Origin of the sequence: Streptomyces sp. NPDC021224, assembly GCF_044332905.1 — a bacterium.
In the GTDB taxonomy this organism is placed as follows: Bacteria; Actinomycetota; Actinomycetes; order Streptomycetales; family Streptomycetaceae; genus Actinacidiphila.
On record NZ_JBIRPW010000005.1, the window covers coordinates 351,569 to 368,533 of the forward strand.

The 16,965-nt window shown below is 72.9% G+C and carries 12 protein-coding genes; 9 read left to right on the forward strand and 3 right to left on the reverse strand.

Features of this window, described 5'->3' with window-relative positions:
- The first annotated feature begins 414 nt into the window (after nucleotides 1-414).
- The 4 genes from ACH4PY_RS15745 to ACH4PY_RS15760 are packed head-to-tail and all read left to right on the forward strand — an operon-like array spanning nucleotide 415 to nucleotide 5,412.
- Nucleotides 415-1,524 carry a DegT/DnrJ/EryC1/StrS family aminotransferase gene (locus ACH4PY_RS15745; RefSeq protein ID WP_398181633.1) on the forward strand — a complete coding sequence of 370 codons (1,110 nt, stop codon included), beginning with the start codon at nucleotides 415-417 and terminating at the stop codon, nucleotides 1,522-1,524.
- Nucleotides 1,521-2,540, forward strand: a complete 1,020-nt coding sequence (locus tag ACH4PY_RS15750; RefSeq protein WP_398181636.1) for a Gfo/Idh/MocA family oxidoreductase — start codon at nucleotides 1,521-1,523, stop codon at nucleotides 2,538-2,540. The genes ACH4PY_RS15745 and ACH4PY_RS15750 overlap by 4 nt, the downstream gene beginning before the upstream one ends.
- Nucleotides 2,537-4,123: a glycosyltransferase family 2 protein gene (locus ACH4PY_RS15755; RefSeq protein ID WP_398181640.1), complete on the forward strand. Its 1,587-nt coding sequence runs from the start codon at nucleotides 2,537-2,539 to the stop codon at nucleotides 4,121-4,123. Before ACH4PY_RS15750 ends, ACH4PY_RS15755 begins: the two co-directional genes overlap by 4 nt.
- Before the next feature lie 5 nt (nucleotides 4,124-4,128).
- Nucleotides 4,129-5,412 (forward strand): nucleotide sugar dehydrogenase, encoded by a 1,284-nt coding sequence (locus ACH4PY_RS15760; RefSeq protein WP_398181643.1) that lies wholly within the window; start codon nucleotides 4,129-4,131, stop codon nucleotides 5,410-5,412.
- 94 nt (nucleotides 5,413-5,506) lie between these two features.
- On the opposite strand, the gene wecB is transcribed toward ACH4PY_RS15760, so the two are convergent.
- Nucleotides 5,507-6,598, reverse strand: a complete 1,092-nt coding sequence (gene wecB / locus ACH4PY_RS15765; RefSeq protein ID WP_398181646.1) for a non-hydrolyzing UDP-N-acetylglucosamine 2-epimerase — start codon at nucleotides 6,596-6,598, stop codon at nucleotides 5,507-5,509.
- Nucleotides 6,599-6,762: 164 nt separating this feature from the next.
- Between wecB and ACH4PY_RS15770 the strand changes: the two genes are divergently transcribed.
- Genes ACH4PY_RS15770 through ACH4PY_RS15780 form a run of 3 tightly spaced genes read left to right on the forward strand, consistent with a single transcriptional unit; the run spans nucleotide 6,763 to nucleotide 9,993 of the window.
- Entirely contained in the window at nucleotides 6,763-8,007 is a 1,245-nt protein-coding gene (locus tag ACH4PY_RS15770) for a glycosyltransferase family 4 protein (RefSeq protein ID WP_398181650.1), read from the forward strand.
- Between the two features lie 9 nt (nucleotides 8,008-8,016).
- Complete coding sequence (locus ACH4PY_RS15775; RefSeq protein WP_398181653.1) at nucleotides 8,017-8,556, forward strand: hypothetical protein; 540 nt, start codon at nucleotides 8,017-8,019, stop codon at nucleotides 8,554-8,556.
- 54 nt (nucleotides 8,557-8,610) lie between these two features.
- Entirely contained in the window at nucleotides 8,611-9,993 is a 1,383-nt protein-coding gene (locus ACH4PY_RS15780; protein ID WP_398181656.1) for a glycosyltransferase, read from the forward strand.
- Between the two features lie 119 nt (nucleotides 9,994-10,112).
- Here the strand turns inward: ACH4PY_RS15780 and ACH4PY_RS15785 are convergent, their stop codons facing one another.
- Entirely contained in the window at nucleotides 10,113-12,335 is a 2,223-nt protein-coding gene (locus tag ACH4PY_RS15785) for a glycosyltransferase family 4 protein (RefSeq protein ID WP_398181659.1), read from the reverse strand.
- Nucleotides 12,336-12,392: 57 nt separating this feature from the next.
- A complete protein-coding gene (locus ACH4PY_RS15790) occupies nucleotides 12,393-12,989 on the reverse strand; it encodes an acyltransferase (RefSeq protein WP_398181662.1) in 597 nt (198 codons plus the stop codon).
- Nucleotides 12,990-13,135: 146 nt separating this feature from the next.
- Between ACH4PY_RS15790 and ACH4PY_RS15795 the strand changes: the two genes are divergently transcribed.
- On the forward strand, nucleotides 13,136-14,647 hold the full coding sequence (locus ACH4PY_RS15795; RefSeq protein WP_398181666.1) for an SDR family NAD(P)-dependent oxidoreductase: 1,512 nt from the start codon (nucleotides 13,136-13,138) through the stop codon (nucleotides 14,645-14,647).
- A gap of 100 nt (nucleotides 14,648-14,747) precedes the next feature.
- Nucleotides 14,748-16,895: a hypothetical protein gene (locus ACH4PY_RS15800; RefSeq protein ID WP_398181669.1), complete on the forward strand. Its 2,148-nt coding sequence runs from the start codon at nucleotides 14,748-14,750 to the stop codon at nucleotides 16,893-16,895.
- Nucleotides 16,896-16,965 lie beyond the last annotated feature (70 nt).

A 16,965-nucleotide genomic window follows, 5' to 3' on the forward strand; every position in this document is an offset into this window, starting at 1 on the left:
CATTCGGACGCCGGGAGTTCACCGAAGTGATCACGCGGAAAATCACCGGGCGTCGCGGGTGATCCACCGCGCGGCGCCCTCGGGGACGCCGGACGGCCCCGGCGGAATGCGTGCCGCGGGCCCGCCCGGGCCGGTGCGATGCCGCACGTCGGGCCGCTGGAGGGGCTGGGCACCCCTGGTACTGTGAGGGCGCCAGAGCACCCGCCCGCCGTGCTTCCCTGCCGCTGCGCCGGTACGACGATCGCGGCAGCGGGCATCTGGAACCGAACGGTCGGTCGCCGCACAGACGCCCGGCCGCGAGGGCAGCCGAGCGGCCCACGGGACCGGCCGCCGGACACACATCCACACCTCGGGTACGGCCTCCGGCGAGGCGTCCGCACCCGCCATACGCAAAGTGCGGAAAGGGAGGGAACCATGTCAGGCGCTGAGCCGGCATTCGTACCCGCCGCTCGACCCGTCATCGGTGACGACGAGATCGACGCCGCCGTGCGCGTGCTGCGCAGCGGCAGCGTGGTGCAGGGCCCCGAAGTGGCCGCCTTCGAGCAGGAGTTCTCCGCGCTCGTCGCCGACCGCCACTGCGTGGCTGTGAACTCCGGCACCTCCGCCCTGCACCTGGCGCTGCTCGCGCTGGGCATAGGCAGCGGCGACGAGGTGATCGTGCCGTCGTTCTCCTTCGCCGCCACCGCGAACGCGGTCCGCCTGGTGGGTGCCGAGCCCGTCTTCGTCGACATCGAGCCGGGCAGCTTCTGCGTCGACCCCGCCGCCGTCGAGGCCGCGGTCACCGCGCGCACCGCCGCGATCATGCCGGTGCACCTCTACGGGCACCCCGCCGCGATGGACAAGATCGTGCCCATCGCCGAGAAGCACGGCCTGGCGATCGTCGAGGACGCCGCGCAGGCCCACGACGCCGCCCTGCACGGCACCCCCGTCGGCGCCTTCGGCGCCGCGGCCTGCTTCAGCTTCTACCCGACCAAGAACATGCACGCCCTGGAGGGCGGCATGGTCAGCACCCCGGACGCGGGGACCGCCCGCACCCTGCGGCTGCTGCGCAACCAGGGCATGGAGCAGCGCTACGCCAACGAGATCGTCGGCGCCAACATGCGGCTGACCGACGTCGCCGCCGCGATCGGCCGGGTGCAGCTCGGCAAGCTCGCCGGCTGGACCGAGCAGCGCCGGGCGAACGCCGCCTTCCTGGACGCGCACCTCACCGGGGTCGTCGTCCCGCCGGTCGCCGAGGGCGCCCGGCACGTCTACCACCAGTACACGATCCGGGTCGCGGACCGGGACGCCGCGCAGAAGGCGCTCACCGAGCAGGGCATCGGCAGCGGCGTCTACTACCCGACGCCGATCCACCGGCTCAAGCCGTTCTGGGAGCCGGACCAGAAGGCCAACCGCCAGTGGGACCTGCCGGAGACGGAGAAGGCCGCGGCCGAGGTGCTGTCGCTGCCGGTCCACCCGTCGCTGAGCCAGGACGACCTGGAGCGGATCGTCACCGCCGTCAACGCCCTCGGGGGACAGCGATGAGCGAGTCCACGCAGCGGCTGCGCGCGGGCCTGGTCGGCCTCGGCGCGATGGGCCGCAACCACGCCCGTGTGCTGGCCGGCCTGGAGGGCGTCGACTTCGTCGGCGTCGTCGACCCGCTGGGCGACGTCAACGGCGCCGCGCAGGGCGCCCCGGTCGTCGGCACGGTCGCGGAGCTGCTGGAGATCGGCGTCGACTACGCGGTCGTGGCCTGCCCGACCGCGCTGCACGAGGAGGTCGGCCTGGCGCTGGCCGAGGCCGGTGCGGGCGCGCTCGTCGAGAAGCCGCTGGCGCACACCGTCAAGGCCGCGGAGCGGCTGGTCGAGGCCTTCGAGACGCGCGGCCTGGTGGCCGGTGTCGGCCACATCGAGCGTTTCAACCCGGCGCTGCAGAGCCTGCGGACGCGGCTCGCGGCGGGCGAGCTGGGCGACGTCTACCAGGTGGTCACCCGCCGCCAGGGGCCGTTCCCGCACCGCATCGCCGACGTCGGTGTGGTCAAGGACCTCGCGACCCACGACATCGACCTGACCTCCTGGGTCACCGGCAGCGACTACACCTCGGTGTCCGCCCGGACCGTCTCCAAGAGCGGCCGCGAGCACGAGGACATGGTCGCCGTCGTCGGCCAGCTCGCCGACGGCACGATGGTCAACCACCTGGTGAACTGGCTCAGCCCGCTCAAGGAGCGCACCACCGTGGTCACCGGCGAGCGCGGCTGCTTCGTGGCCGACACCCTCACCGCCGACCTGACGTTCTTCGCCAACGGTGTCATCACCACCGAGTGGGAGGCGCTGCGCGCCTTCCGCGGGGTCGCCGAGGGCGACATGGTGCGCTACGCGCTCGCCAAGCGCGAGCCGCTGCTGGTGGAGCACGAGCTGTTCCGGGACGCGATGCTGGGCAAGGACGCCGACATCGTCACCCTGCGCCAGGGCCTGCGGACGGTCGAGGTCTCCTCGGCGGTCATAGAGTCCGCGCAGACCGGCGAGACCGTCCAGCTCGGCCCTGTGGCGGTGCGCGGGTGACCACCCCGGACGTCACCGTCGTGGTGGCCGTCTACAACACCATGCCGTACCTGACCGACTGCCTGACCTCGCTCGTCGAGCAGAGCATCGGCCTGGACCGGCTGGAGGTCGTCGCGGTCGACGACGGGTCGACCGACGACAGCCCGAAGGAGCTGGAGCGTTTCGCCAGCCTCCACCCGGACACCGTGAAGGTGCTGCGGCAGCCGAACTCCGGCGGCCCGGCGGCGCCCAGCAACAAGGCGCTGGACGCCGCCACCGGCCGCTACGTCTTCTTCATCGGCTCCGACGACCGGCTCGCGCCGTACGCCCTGGAGCGGATGGTCGCGGCCGCCGACGAGCACGGCTCGGACGTGGTCATCGGCAAGATGGAGGGCACCAACGGGCGCTACGTCCACCAGGAGCTCTACCAGGAGACGCGGCACGACGTCACGTTCACCAACTCGGCGCTGCCGTGGACCGTGGCCAACACCAAGCTCTTCCGGCGTGAGCTGGTCGAGCGGCACGGGCTGCGCTTCCCCGAGGACATGCCGGTCGGCAGCGACCAGCCCTTCACGATCGAGGCGTGCCTGCGCGCCTCCCGTATCTCGGTGCTCGCCGACGACACGTACTACTACGCCGTCAAGCGCGAGGACTCCGGGAACATCACCTACCGGGCGAACCACGAGGCCCGCCTCGCGTGCGCGGCGCGCATCATGGACCACGTCGCCGGCCTGGTCGAGCCCGGTCCGCTGCGGGACGCCGTGCTCATGCGGCACTTCCGCTGGGAGCTGGCCAAGCTGCTCCAGGACGACTTCCCGGCTCTCGACGCCGATGTGCGCGAGCGCCTGCTCCAGGGCGTCGCCGACCTCGCCCACCGCTACCTCACCGACGCGGTGCGCGACAGCATGGGCGTCAAGCAGCGGGTCCGCGTCGGCCTCGCGCAGGCCGGGCGGATGGCCGAGCTGTGCGCGCTCATCGAGGACGAGGCGGAGCACGGCGCCCCGCCGTTCGTCCTGGAGAGCGGCCACGCCTACGCCCGCTACCCCGGTTTCCGGGACGCCGACCCGGCCCTGCCCATGCGCTGGTTCGAGATCGTCGAGGAGAGCGTCGGGGGCCGGCTCGCCGCCGGTGCCAAGGCCACGTCCGCGACCCTTCGCCGCTCCGGCCAGGGCCCGGTCCTCGACCTGACCGCGCGCGTCAAGCTGCTCGGCCCGTACGGGGCGGGGCCCGCCTTCGGCGTCCAGGTCGTGCTGGCCGGACCCGAGGGGGTCGCGGAGGTCACCGGCGACTCCTCCGTCAAGGGCATGCCCAAGGGTGGCGCCGCGACCCTGGTCGGCGGCCGGATCCCGCTGCGGGCGCTGGCCGCCGCGGCACCGCGGGACACCGTCCGGTGGCGCCCGGTCCTGGCGGTGACGCTCGCGGGCACGCCGTACCAGGTGCGGCTGAAGTCCTCCGGCGCCAAGCGGTGGCGTCTGGTGCGCCGCGGCCTGCGGATGTACGCGGTCGCACTCTCCAACGACAGCAAGGGGCGGCTGATGTGCACCGTCGCCCCGATCGGGCTGCGAGCCGTCGCAGCGCGACTGCTCCGACTCAGGAAGAAGTAGTACCCATGAACATCTGCGTCGTGGCCCTGGGCAAGATCGGGCTCCCGCTGGCCGTGCAGTTCGCCTCCAAGGGCCACCGGGTGATCGGCACCGACGTCAACGAGAAGGTCGTCGAGCTGGTCAACGCCGGCACCGAGCCCTTCCCCGGCGAGTTCGCACTCGACGTCAAGCTCAAGGAGGTCGTGGGCGCCGGGCTGCTGACGGCGACCACGGACACCGCGGCGGCCGTCGCCGAGTCCGAGGCCGTGGTCGTCGTCGTCCCGCTGTTCGTGGACGCCGAGGGGGTGCCCGACTTCGGCTGGATGGACGCCGCGACCCGTGACATCGCGCGCGGCCTGCGCCCGGGGACCCTGGTGTCGTACGAGACGACGCTCCCGGTCGGCACCACCCGCGACCGCTGGGCGCCCATGCTCGCCGAGGGCTCCGGCCTGACCGCGGGCGAGGACTTCCACCTGGTCTTCAGCCCCGAACGGGTGCTCACCGGCCGGGTCTTCGCCGACCTGCGCCGCTACCCCAAGCTCGTCGGCGGCATCGACGCGGCCTCGGCCGCGCACGGTGTGGAGTTCTACGAGGCGGTGCTGGACTTCGACGAGCGCCCCGACCTCACGCGCCCCAACGGCGTGTGGGACCTGGGCTCGGCCGAGGGCTCGGAGATGGCCAAGCTCGCCGAGACCACGTACCGCGACGTCAACATCGGCCTGGCCAACCAGTTCGCGCGCTACGCGGACAAGGCCGGGATCGACGTCAAGGCCGTCATCGAGGCGTGCAACACCCAGCCGTTCAGCCACATCCACCAGCCGGGCATCGCGGTCGGCGGCCACTGCATCCCGATCTACCCGCGGATGTACCTGTGGAACGACCCGGAGGCCACCGTCGTGCGCGCCGCGCGCGAGGCGAACGCGGCCATGCCGTCGTACGCCGTGGACCTGCTGGCCGCCGCCTACGGCGACCTGACGGGCGTCGAGGTGCTGGTGCTGGGCGCCGCCTACCGCGGAGGCGTCAAGGAGACCGCCTTCTCGGGCGTCTTCGGCACGGTCGCGGCGCTCGCCGAGCGCGGCGCGGTGCCGTACGTCTCCGACCCGATGTACACCGCGGAGGAGCTGACCGCGCTCGGCCTCACCCCGCACGCGGGGCAGGCCGTCACCGCCGCGGTGCTCCAGGCCGACCACGCCGAGTACCGCGAGCTGGCGGCGGCCGACCTGCCGCAGGTGCGGGTCCTGGTGGACGGCCGCCGCACCACCGACCCGGCGCGCTGGGAAGGCGTCCGCCGGGTCGTCATCGGCGGCTGACCGCCGGGGCGGCGTCCGCCCGGACGCCTCCCGCCGAGCGACAACGGTCCCGCCGTCCGACGGACGGCGGGACCGGGTGCGTGAACGGACCGGATCAGGCGCGGTGGTACTGCTCCAGGAACTCCACCACGCGCTGCGCGGCCTTGCCGTCGCCGTAGGGCAGCCCGCGGTCGGTGGTCGGGGCGGGACGGGTCGTGAGCGCCGCCCACTCCCCGGCGGGCAGCGCGGCCGGGTCCGGGGCGAGCACGTTCCAGCCGCCGTCCAGCGTCTCGACCCACTCGGTCTCCGGCCGGATGGTGGTGCACACCCGCTCCAGCAGGAAGGCCTCCTTCTGGAGCCCGCCGGAGTCGGTGACCACACCGGCGGAGCCGACGACCGCCGCGACCAGGCCCGCGTACGGCAGCGGCCGGCCGGCCCGGACCGCGCCGCGGGACAGCTCGATGCCGTGCTGCTCGGCCTTGGCCAGCAGCCGCGGGTGCGCGAGCAGCGCGACCTGCACCGGCAGCGCGGCGAGCGCGTCGATGAGCGAGGCCAGCCGCTCGGGGCTGTCGGTGTTGTCCGGGCGGTGCAGCGTGGCGACGAGGTAGGGCGCCTGCGGGTCGATGCCCTCGGGCAGTTCGGGCGCGGCGAACTCGCCGGCCGCGACCGCGTCCCGGATGCGCAGGCAGATGTCGACCATCACGTCGCCGGCGAGCACGGAGCGTTCGGCCAGTCCCTCGTTGGCCAGGTGCCGCATGGCCTCCTCGGTCGGCGCGAGCAGCAGGTCGGCGCAGTGGTCGGTGAGCACCCGGTTGTGCTCCTCGGGCATGCGGCGGTTGAAGGAGCGCAGGCCCGCCTCCAGATGCGCGACCGGGAGGTGCATCTTCACCGCGGAAAGGGCGCCGGCGATCGTGGAGTTGGTGTCGCCGTAGACCAGGACCCAGTCCGGCTGCTCGGCCTCCAGGACCTTGTCCATCGCCGTGAGCACCCCGCCGGTCTGCACGCCGTGGCTGCCCGAGCCGACACCGAGGTGCACATCGGGGTCGGGGATGCCCAGGCCGGTGAAGAACACGTCGGACAGGTCCGCGTCGTAGTGCTGTCCGGTGTGGACGATCACGTGCCGGTGCTCCGTTGCGGCGAACGCGGCAGCGATCGGGGCGAGTTTGACCAGTTGCGGGCGGGCCCCGACAACGCTGATGACCTTCACGGTGAGTGCTCTCCTTGCGGATGGGGTACGGGCCTCACAGTACGGCCGGGCGGTTCTCTTCCGCCGGGCCGAGCGGGCTGCGGGCCGCTGGGAAGCAGCGATGGCCCGGATGAGCACGATGATAAGGTGATGCTTCGAATCGTGGACACGAGAGGAAACCCCGGATGAACGAGGCGGCATCCAAGGATGCGGCCGTCGTCACACCTTGGTATCCCACACGCGAGCTTCCGTTCCGCGGGGCGTTCGTGCGGGCCATGGTCGACGCGACAGCGCCGGGCTGCGACACCTTCACGGTCTACCACTGCGACGCCTGGGTCGCGGCCATGGACGCCGCGGCGGAGGAGCGCGTCGAGGCGGCCAACCGCAAGCTGCTCGCCCGCGCGGTCCACGCGGTGCCGACGTCCGGCGGCGCCGAACTCGTGCACTTCCCCGTGACCACCCCGCGCGGCCAGGGCTACGGGGCGCAGGCCCGCAACCACGCGCGGCAGCTGAGCGCCGCGCTCGGCGGCCGCCCGATCCCGGCCTCGGTGGTGCACGCCCACGTGGGCCTGCCCGGCGGCTGGGCCGCGCTGGAGTGCGCCGCCCCCGGCGCCCGGGTCTTCGTCACCGAGCACGCCAGCTTCCTCGACAAGATCCTCGCCGAGCCCGAGGCCCGCGCGATGTACGACGAGCTGCTCCGCCGGGTGGACGGCTTCTTCGCCGTCGGCGACCCGATCCGCGAGCGCCTCGCCGAGGCCTTCCCGCACCATGTGGACAAGGTGCGGCAGATCCCCAACCCGATCGCCTTCGGGGTGCCGCGCGAGGCCCCCGTCCAGGACCTGCGCAAGTGGCTGTTCGTGGGCGGGCTGTCGAAGCTCAAGGGCGTCGACTGGCTGCTGGAGGCCTTCGCCCAGTGCCACGCCGACGACCCGGCGCTGACCCTGTCCTACGTCGGCGACGGCGAGTCGCGTACCGCGCTCACCGCGCGGGTGGCGGAACTGGGGCTCGGCGACGCGGTGGAGTTCCACGGCTCGGTCGGTCCCGACCGCGCGCTGGAGCTGATGCGCGAGCACGACGTGCTGGTGCACCCCAGCCGCTACGAGACGTTCGGCATGGTCGTCGTCGAGGCGGTGGCGGCCGGGATGCCGGTGCTGGTGACGCGGTGCGGCGGTCCCGAGCAGTCGCTCGCGGGCGTCGAGGACGCCGCCGCGCAGTTCATCGACGTCGAGGAGAACGCGGAGTCGGTGGCCGAGGGCTACCGCGCCCTGCGTTCGAGGTTCGAGGCCGGCGGGCTCGACCTGGAGCAGGCCCAGAAGGTGCTGGCCGGCCGGTACGGCTACGAGGCCGTCGCCGAAGCCCACTACCGGCTGTGGTTCGCCCCCTCCGACCGCCCCGATGCCGACGCGGCACGGGCTGTCGCCCGCGATTGATGGAGTGACATGCAGGTGCTGTATCTGGCCCTCGCCGGCTCGCGCAAGAAGGCCGTGACGGAGGAGTCGGCGGAGCTGGCTGCGAAGGGCGACCGGGTTCTGGTCGTCGTCGGCAAGCGGGCGCCCTGGGAGTCGGTGACGTTCGGTGCGGGCGTGGAGGTCGCCACCCCCGGCGAGCTCGAAGCCCGGCACCTGCCGCGGCGCGTGGAGCGTGCGGTGCTGTACCGCGCGCCCCGGGCGGCGGTACGCGCGGTCGGCCGCGGTCCGCTGCGCGGCCGGGCCAAGCGGGCGCTGACGGCGTACGAGCGGAAGGTCGCGGGGCGGCTGCACCGCAAGGTCTTCGTGCCGTTGCAGAAGCGTGCCTGGCCGCTGGCCGGGCCGCGGATGGTCCACGCGGCCTTCCCGGCGGGCGGCCCCCGGCTGCTGGTCGTCGCCGACGCGCTGTCGGTGCCGGTCGCGGTGGAGTGGCTGGAGGCCTGGGCCCGTGACGGCCTGCCCGTTCCCGAGGTCTGCTACAGCGTGGACGACCTCCCCGCGGGTATCCGGTAGAACATCGACCGTGACCCGCCAGCACCCCCCGAGCAGGCACGACCAGGGAAGACGATGAAGAAGCGAAGCGAGCGGCGGCCCCGCGTCCTGTATCTGGCCTTTTACTTCCCGCCGTCGCGTGCGAGCGGTGTGTACCGGGCCCGCGCCACGGCCAACCACCTCGTGGAGCAGGGCTGGGACGTCACCGTGTGCACGGCGCCGCTGGAGTTCCTGCACGACGTGATCGGCTCGGTCGACGAGAACCTGTCGAAGACGGTGGATCCGCGGATCGTCGTCGAGCGGCCGTCGCTGAACCTCTACAGCTGGCAGAGCGACCTGCGCGAGTACAGCAGGCTGCGGCGGCTGTTCCCGCTGATGTCGCGGCGGATGTACCTGTTCGGCCAGGAGAAGATCTTCCCCGAGCGCTACGCCTCGTGGGCCTGGGCGGCGGTCGCGCGCGGCCTGAAGCTGCACGCCAAGAAGCGTTTCGACGTGGTGGTCGCGACGGGCAACCCCTTCGCCTCGTTCGGGGCCGCGTGGCTCTTCCACAAGGTGACCGGTGTCCCGTACGTCATGGACTACCGCGACTCGTGGACCCTGGACATCTTCCACGACGTGCCGGGCATACCGGACGGCCACCCCGCCTGGGCGTGGGAGGAGCGGACCCTGGACAAGGCGGCCACGTCCGTCTTCGTCAACGAGGCCCTGCGCAAGTGGCACGCCGAGCGCTACCCGAAGGCCGCCGACCGGATGATGGTCGTCCCCAACGGCTGGGACGCGGACGTCCTGCCCGAGGGTGGGGACACCGCCGACGAGCCGGCCGGCCCGCAGGACCGCACCGACCCGCTGCGTTTCGCGTACCTGGGGACGCTGACCGAGAAGCAGCCGGTCGAGGAGATGGCCGAGTCCTTCCGCCGGGCCCGCCAGCACCCCGACCTGACGGACGCGGAACTGCGCGTCTACGGCCACCTCGGCTTCTTCAAGACCAGCCCGCAGGCGCTCCGGGACCGGCTCGGCCTGGACGGCGAACCGCAGACCGGCGAGGCGGACACCGGGCTGCGTTACCGCGGCCCGGTCTCCAAGACGGAGGTCCACTCGGTCTACGAGGACGCCGACGTGCTGGTCTTCCTCGCGGGCGGCGGCAAGTACGTCACCTCGGGCAAGATCTTCGAGTACATGGCCACCGGCCGTCCGATCGTGTCGGTCCACGCCCCGGGCATCGCCGCCGAGGAGGTGCTGGAGGGCTACCCGCTGTGGTTCCACGCCGACAGCCTCGACGCGGACAAGCTCGCCGCCACCATGATCGCGGCGGGCAAGGCGGCCCGGGACCTCACGCCCGACCAGCGGCAGGCCGCCCGGCGGCACGCCGACACCTACAGCAGGACCGCGGTGCTGGAGCCGTTCGAGGCCCGGCTGCGGGAGATCACCGGCCGCCCGGCCGGCGGCACGGAGGACTGACCACGCCCCGGGCCCCCCGGGGCCCGGGAGCGGACGGCACGCGACAAAGCGGGGGCCGGTCGGTGCGACACCGACCGGCCTCCGCGGCGTGTCCGGGCCGGGGCCCGGACACGTGCCGGCTACTCGTCCTTCGCCGCGTAGGCGGTGCGGTCCATATGCGTGGTGACCGTCAGGTGCGGGTGCTTCTTCGCCCACTTCCACGCCGTCACCGTGCTGTTGATGTCGCACACGAAGACATGGTCGGTACGGTCCAGCTGGAGCTTCGGCAGTGCGTCGCGGCGGGTGATGCGCGACAGCAGATGGGGCCGCAGTTCGAGGAAGCCCGGGTTGAAGACCTTCTTGTGGAAGGCGTTCGCGGCCCGGGACTGCACGCGCTGCATCTTGGCCACGGTGAGCTCGGGGCCCAGGCTCTTCTGCCGCTTCCTGGCCACCCCGCGGGCCCGGCGCAGCACCGCGCGCGGGGTGCGGAAGACGATGAGGCGCTCGACGCGCGGCATGAGCATCTTCTTCTCGCTCTTCTCCACGCTGACCACCTCCACCCGGGGGTCGAGGTGGGCGCGCTGCCACGGCTGCATCCGGGCGGTGACCAGGGTGACGTGCACGCCCTGGGACAGCAGGTGGTCGGCGAAGTCGGCGACCCGCCGGGTCCGGCTCGGGATCAGCGCCAGCAGCACCGCGCGCCCCCGCGGCTCCGCCCCGGCCTGCGCCGCCTTCGCGGCGGGCGCGGCCTTCGCCGCGGGCTTGGCGGCCGACGCGGCGCCCTTCGGCTCGGGGACGGGCAGCTCCCGGCCCTCGTAGGCGTCCATCAGCAGGTCGGCGACCCGGCGGGCGCTGTAACGGGCCTCCAGCGCGGCGCGGGCGGCCGGCAGGTCGAGGCTGTCGCCGCGCTCCCGCAGCCGCCAGTACGCGTCGGCGATGACCTGCGGGTCGTCGCTGATGTCCATCAGCGCGCCGGCCTGCTCCGCGATGCCCGCGAGGGTCTCCTGCGGGCCCGAGCTGCGGGCGACCAGCACCGGCAGCCCCGACCCGACGGCCTCGACGACCGTCATGCCGAACGTCTCGGCCTTGCTGGCGTGCACCAGCAGGTCGTAGCGGTGCATCAGCGCGTTGATCTCGCCGGGTGCCACCGGGGGCAGCACCGAGAAGCGGTCCGCGAGCCCCAGCTCGCGGCCGCGGTCGAGCAGCTGTCCGGCCAGCGGGCCGCTGCCGACCATCGTCAGGGTGGCCGCCGGTTCCTTGGCTGCCACCAGGGCGAAGGCCTCCAGCAGCTCGGTCACGCCCTTGTCCTCGACGAGCCGGCCGACGTACAGCCACTTCACCAGGTCCGGGGAGTACGGCGTACCGGGGCGCAGGCCGTCGAAGGGCACCACGTTGGGCACCACGCGCAGCTTGCCCGCGAACTCGGGGAACTCCGCCGCGATCTGGGCGCGCAGATGGTCGCTCACGCACAGGAAGGCGTCCGCGCGCTCCAGCACCTCCCGGTAGAGGGCGCGGGCCGCGGCCTGCTTGAAGACCTCGTCGAGGAAGCTGGAGTGCTCGGTCACCACGATGCGCGCGTCCGGCTGGGCCAGCCGCAGGGCGAGCACACCGCCGTAGATGCCGGTGTGGGCGTGCACGACGGGCGCCTGGATACGGCCCTTGGGCAGCGCCTTGCGCAGCATCGCCTCCTGGGCCTCGACCCAGGTCGCGTACTTCTTCCGGTGGATGATCGGCACCGGGACCCGCAGCAGGGTGCCCTCGGGGGTGTCGTACAGCGGGAACAGGCCGCGGTCCTTGAGCCGGGTGCGGACGATCTTGACGGCCTCGTTCAGCTCCGGGTCGGCCGCGCCCGACCAGTCCTGGGTGTGCAGCGTCAGGACGTTGTCGTACCAGTCCGCGACGGCGGCCGTCGACTGCTGGACGAAGGCGCCGGCGTAGGCGTGGTTCGGGGAGGGGTACCAGGGCGTGAGCACCGCGAGGTCGGCGGGACCGGCGGTGCGCTTGCCGTTGTCGTGCGGTTCGAGCCGGAGGGCGAGCTGCGGGTTGCGCTGGTGGGCGGCCCACGCGACGGGCAGCGCCTGGGCGTCGCCGGCGACGATCGTGTCCACGGAGGACAGCGGGCCGGAGGAGGACAGGACGGCCTTGCGCGCGGCCTTCTGCACCGAGCCGTGGCGGTCCGGGGCCAGCCGTGTCACCTCGACGCCGTCGAGTGCCGCGAGACCGTCGGCGACGCCCTTCCAGGCCTCGGTGTCGGCGATCATCAGCACCACCCGTGCCCCGGCCGCCGCCAGCTCCTCGACATGGGTGCGTGCCGCCCGTATCCGGTATTCGCCGAATGCGAGGTAGAGCACCTGGCTGTTCATCCGTATCCCTTCACACACTGGTCTGTCCTGCCGCGCGAGCTCCGGCGTGCGGCGAGCCTATCGTTCGGTCAGGACGCCGTCGGCCTCGTCGTAGAGCGCACCGGTCCGCGGGCACTCCCACACGCCCGGCTCGCCGTCCCGCTCGGTCAGCCGCACCCCGGCCCGCCCGACCCAGCCGAGGCGCTTGGCGGGCACGCCGGCGACCAGTGCGAAGTCGGGTACGTCACGGGTGACGACCGCGCCGGCCGCCACCAGGGCCCAGCGGCCGACGGAGACGGGGGCGACGCACACCGAGCGGGCGCCGAGCGAGGCGCCCTCGGCGACCGTCACCCCGACCGCCTCCCAGTCGCCGCCGCGCTTCTGCTTGCCCTCGGGATCGACCGAGCGCGGGTACTGGTCGTTGGTGAGCACCGCGGCGGGGCCGACGAAGACACCGTCGCCGAGCCGGGCGGGCTCGTAGACCAGGGCGTAGTTCTGCAGCTTGACGTTGTCGCCGATGACCACCCCGGTGCCCACGTAGGCGCCGCGGCCGACCACGCAGCCGGTGCCCAGCACGGCCTGCTCGCGGATCTGTGCCAGCTCCCAGACGCTGCTGCCGGCGCCGATCTCGGCGGTCTCGTCGACCTGGGCGGTGGGCTGAACCCTGTAGTTCACTGTGAGGCGCCTTCCGGTACGGGGATGCTCGAAAAGCATACGATCGGCGAACAACAGGAGACGCTCACAGGTGGTCTGCCTTGCTACAGGGTTATCGCCGGTGAGAGCATCGAGTGTTCCCTCGTCGCACCGGGTAGGTTTTTCCGTTGTCGCAGCACACCGCCACACCCCGTACCACCGCAGTGATCCTCGCCGGTGGCACCGGTCAAAGGGTCGGGCTCTCGATACCCAAGCAGCTGCTCAAGATCGCGGGCAAATCCGTGATCGAGCACACGCTCGCGGTCTTCGAGCAGGCGGACTGCATCGACGACGTCCTGGTGCTGATGGCGCCCGGCTACGTGCCCGACGTGCAGAAGATCGTCGCCAAGGCGGGCCTGGGCAAGGTGACCCGGATCATGGAGGGCGGGACCACCCGCAACGAGACCACCGAGATCGCCATCCAGGTGCTCGGCGCCGACCTCGCCGAGGGCGAGGACCGCAACCTGCTCTTCCACGACGCCGTCCGCCCGCTGCTGTCGCAGCGCATCATCGCCGACTGCGTGGCCGCCCTGGACCGCTACCAGGCCGTGGACGTGGCCATCCCGTCCGCCGACACGATCATCGTGACGCGCACCCACGGCGAGGACGGCGAGTTCATCACCGACATCCCGGACCGCTCCCGGCTGCGCCGCGGCCAGACACCGCAGGCCTTCAAGCTGTCGACGATCCGCCGCGCGTACGAGATCGCCGGGAACGACCCGAACTTCCAGGCCACCGACGACTGCTCGGTGGTGCTGCGCTACCTGCCGGACGTGCCGATCCACGTCGTCGCGGGTGACGAGTACAACATGAAGGTCACCCAGCCCGTCGACGTCTTCATCGCCGACAAGCTCTTCCAGCTCGCCTCCACCGCCGCCCCGCACCCCGCCGACGCGGAGGCCTACCGGGCCGCGCTCACCGGCCGCACGATGGTCGTCTTCGGCGGCTCGTACGGCATCGGCGGCGACCTCGCGCGGATCGCCGAGGAGCACGGCGCCACCGTGTACGCGCTGGGCCGCTCCACCACCGGCACCCACGTCGAGGACCCGCGGCAGGTCGAGGAGGCGCTCGCCCGCGCCTACCAGGAGACCGGGCGGATCGACTACGTGGTGAACACCGCGGGCGTGCTGCGCATCGGCCGGCTCGCCGAGACGGACGGCTCGGTCGTCGAGGAGGCGCTGCGCGTCAACTACCTCGGCCCGGTGCTGATCGCCCGCGCCGCGCACAAGTACCTCGCCGAGACCGGCGGCCAGCTGCTGCTCTACACCTCCAGCAGCTACACCAGGGGACGGGCCGACTACAGCCTGTACTCCTCGACCAAGGCCGCGATGGTCAACCTCACCCAGGCGCTGTCCGACGAGTGGGCCGCCGACGGTATCCGCGTCAACTGCGTCAACCCCGAACGCACCGCCACCCCCATGCGCACCAAGGCCTTCGGCCAGGAGCCCGAGGGCAGCCTGCTGTCCTCCGAGGCCGTCGCCAAAACCTCGCTGGACGTCCTGCTGTCGGCCATGACCGGGCACGTCATCGACGTGCGCCAGCAGGACCCGACCCGGGGCAACGGGGCGGTGTCCGGCTTCGAGGCCGCCCTCGCCCGCACCCTGGCCGACAGCGACGACACCGAGGCCGCGCGCACCTGACGGGCCCGCACCGCCTCACCACGAGCGGCAGCAGGGGGTACTGCCGCCCGCCAGAACCGCAGCACATTGTGACACTGAGGAACCGAGGAGCACTCACCCCGTGATCTCGAAGGCCATCCGCGTAGCCCGCGTCGGCTCCCGCACCGAACTGGCTGCGGCGGCGCTGATGCTGGTCAGCTACCCCTGCCTGCTGGTGGCCGCGCTGCTGCCGTCGGCCGCGTTCTTCGCGGTCGCGACCGCCGTCGGCTACCTCGCCGACTGGTCGCTGCACCAGCGCCGCAGCTACCTGGTCGACCGGCTGGCGCTGCTCGGCGTCGGGCTGCCCGCGCGCTTCCTGGTCCGCGAGCTGACCGTCCTGCTGCTGCTGGCCCGCCTCGGCCTGGGCGGCACCGCGGTCTTCGCCACCGCCGTCGTGGTCTTCGTCGTCTTCTACGGGCTCCAGGCCCCGCACGGCGCGCTCCTCACGCTCATCGGCAACCGCCGCAGGCTGCCGTTCGAGACCCGCAACATCGACCTGAGCCGGCTGCGCATCCCGGACGCCCCGCCGTCCTGGCTGGTCGGCCGCGGGCAGGAGAAGATGCTGCACCTGGACGTCTTCGCGATGGCCGGGCTGCTGGTCTACGCCCACGGCGAGGCCGCCGCGTACGGCTGGACCGGCCTCGCCCTGACCGTCGGCATCGCGCTGCTGTACGTGCTGCTGGTCGCGCCCTACCTGCTGCTCCGGCGGCGGCTGCCGGCCGGCCGGCCGAAGGCGCTGGCGTTCATCGACACCTGGCTGCGCGAGTACCGGCCCACCACGGTGCTGTACTTCTCCGGGTCGCCGGACTCCGCGTACCAGGTCAACATGTGGCTGACGACGATGGAGCAGCTCAGGGAGCGCCCGCTGGTCATCCTCCGCGAGGAGGTCATCCTGGCCAAGCTCGCCCCGACCGACCTGCCGGTGCTGTGCGTGCCGGGGGCCGTGCACCTGATGAACATGGACCTGTCCAGCGTGCGGGTCGCGCTCTACCCGGCGAACGTCGGCAAGAACATCCACCTGCTGCGGGTCCCGACCATCAAGCACGTCTTCGTCGGCCACGGCGACAGCGACAAGATCGCCAGCGTCAACCCCTTCAGCAAGGTCTACGACGAGGTGTGGACCGCCGGCCGGGCCGGCCGCGACCGCTACGCGCTCGCCGAGGTCGGGGTGCGCGACGAGGACATCGTCGAGGTCGGCCGCCCGCAGCTGGACCCGATCCGCACCTGGGACGGCGCCGCCCCCGACGGCATCCCCACCGTGCTCTACGCCCCCACCTGGGAGGGCTGGACCGACGACCCCGGCAACACCTCGCTGATCCTGGCCGGTGCGAACATCGTCCGCGGCCTGCTGGAGTCCGAGCCGCCGGTGCGCGTGCTGTACAAGCCGCACCCCTTCACCGGGACCGTCGACAAGCGCGCCAAGGCCGCCCACCAGAAGATCACCGCCCTGGTCGAGAAGGCCGCCGCCGCCCGCCGCTCCGACCCCGCGTGGGCCGCGCGCACCGCGGGGGGAGCCGACGCGCGGGCCGCCGCCCGCGCCGAGGTCGCCCGGCTCGACGCGGAGATCGCCGCGCTCACCGCGGGCCCCGGCGCGGACGGGGACGACCCGGCCGTCGCCTCGCGGGACGCGCTGACCGACCCGGCCGCGGGCGAGCGGCTGGCCCGGCTGCGGGTGGAGCGCGACACCGCGTACTGGGCGTCGATCGCACCGTGGGAGCACACCGTCGTCACCGGCCCGGCGCCGCACCTGTACGACTGCTTCAACCAGGCCGACGCGATGGTCTCGGACATCTCCAGCGTCGTGTCGGACTTCGTCGCGACCGGCAAGCCGTACGCGATCACCGACTCGGCCGGGCTCGGCGAGCAGGAGTTCATGCGGCAGAACACCGCCGCGCGCGCCGCGCTGATCCTCGACAACAGCGCCGCCCGGGTGGGCGAGCTGGTCGCCGCCGTCGTCCGCCCCGAGAACGACCCGCTCGCCGCGGCCCGCCGCGAGATACGCGCCTACCTGCTCGGCCCGGACGAGCCCGCCTCGATCGAGCGCTTCGGCGAGGCCGCGCGCGAGCTGGCCGGCCGCGCCGAGAGCCGTATCGCCCGGCTGGCGGCCCTGCAGATCGACCTCACCCCCGAGAACGACGAGGCGTCGCCCGCGGAAGGCCCGGAAGGTCCCGATGGTCCGGAGGGGGTGGCGGACGCCGAACAGGCCCGCGAGGAGGCCGGCGCGGCCTGACAGCGGGTCAGCCCGCACGGGCCCGGCGGCGGGCGTTCCGCCGCCGGGTCGCTATGCTCGTGCCGAGGCC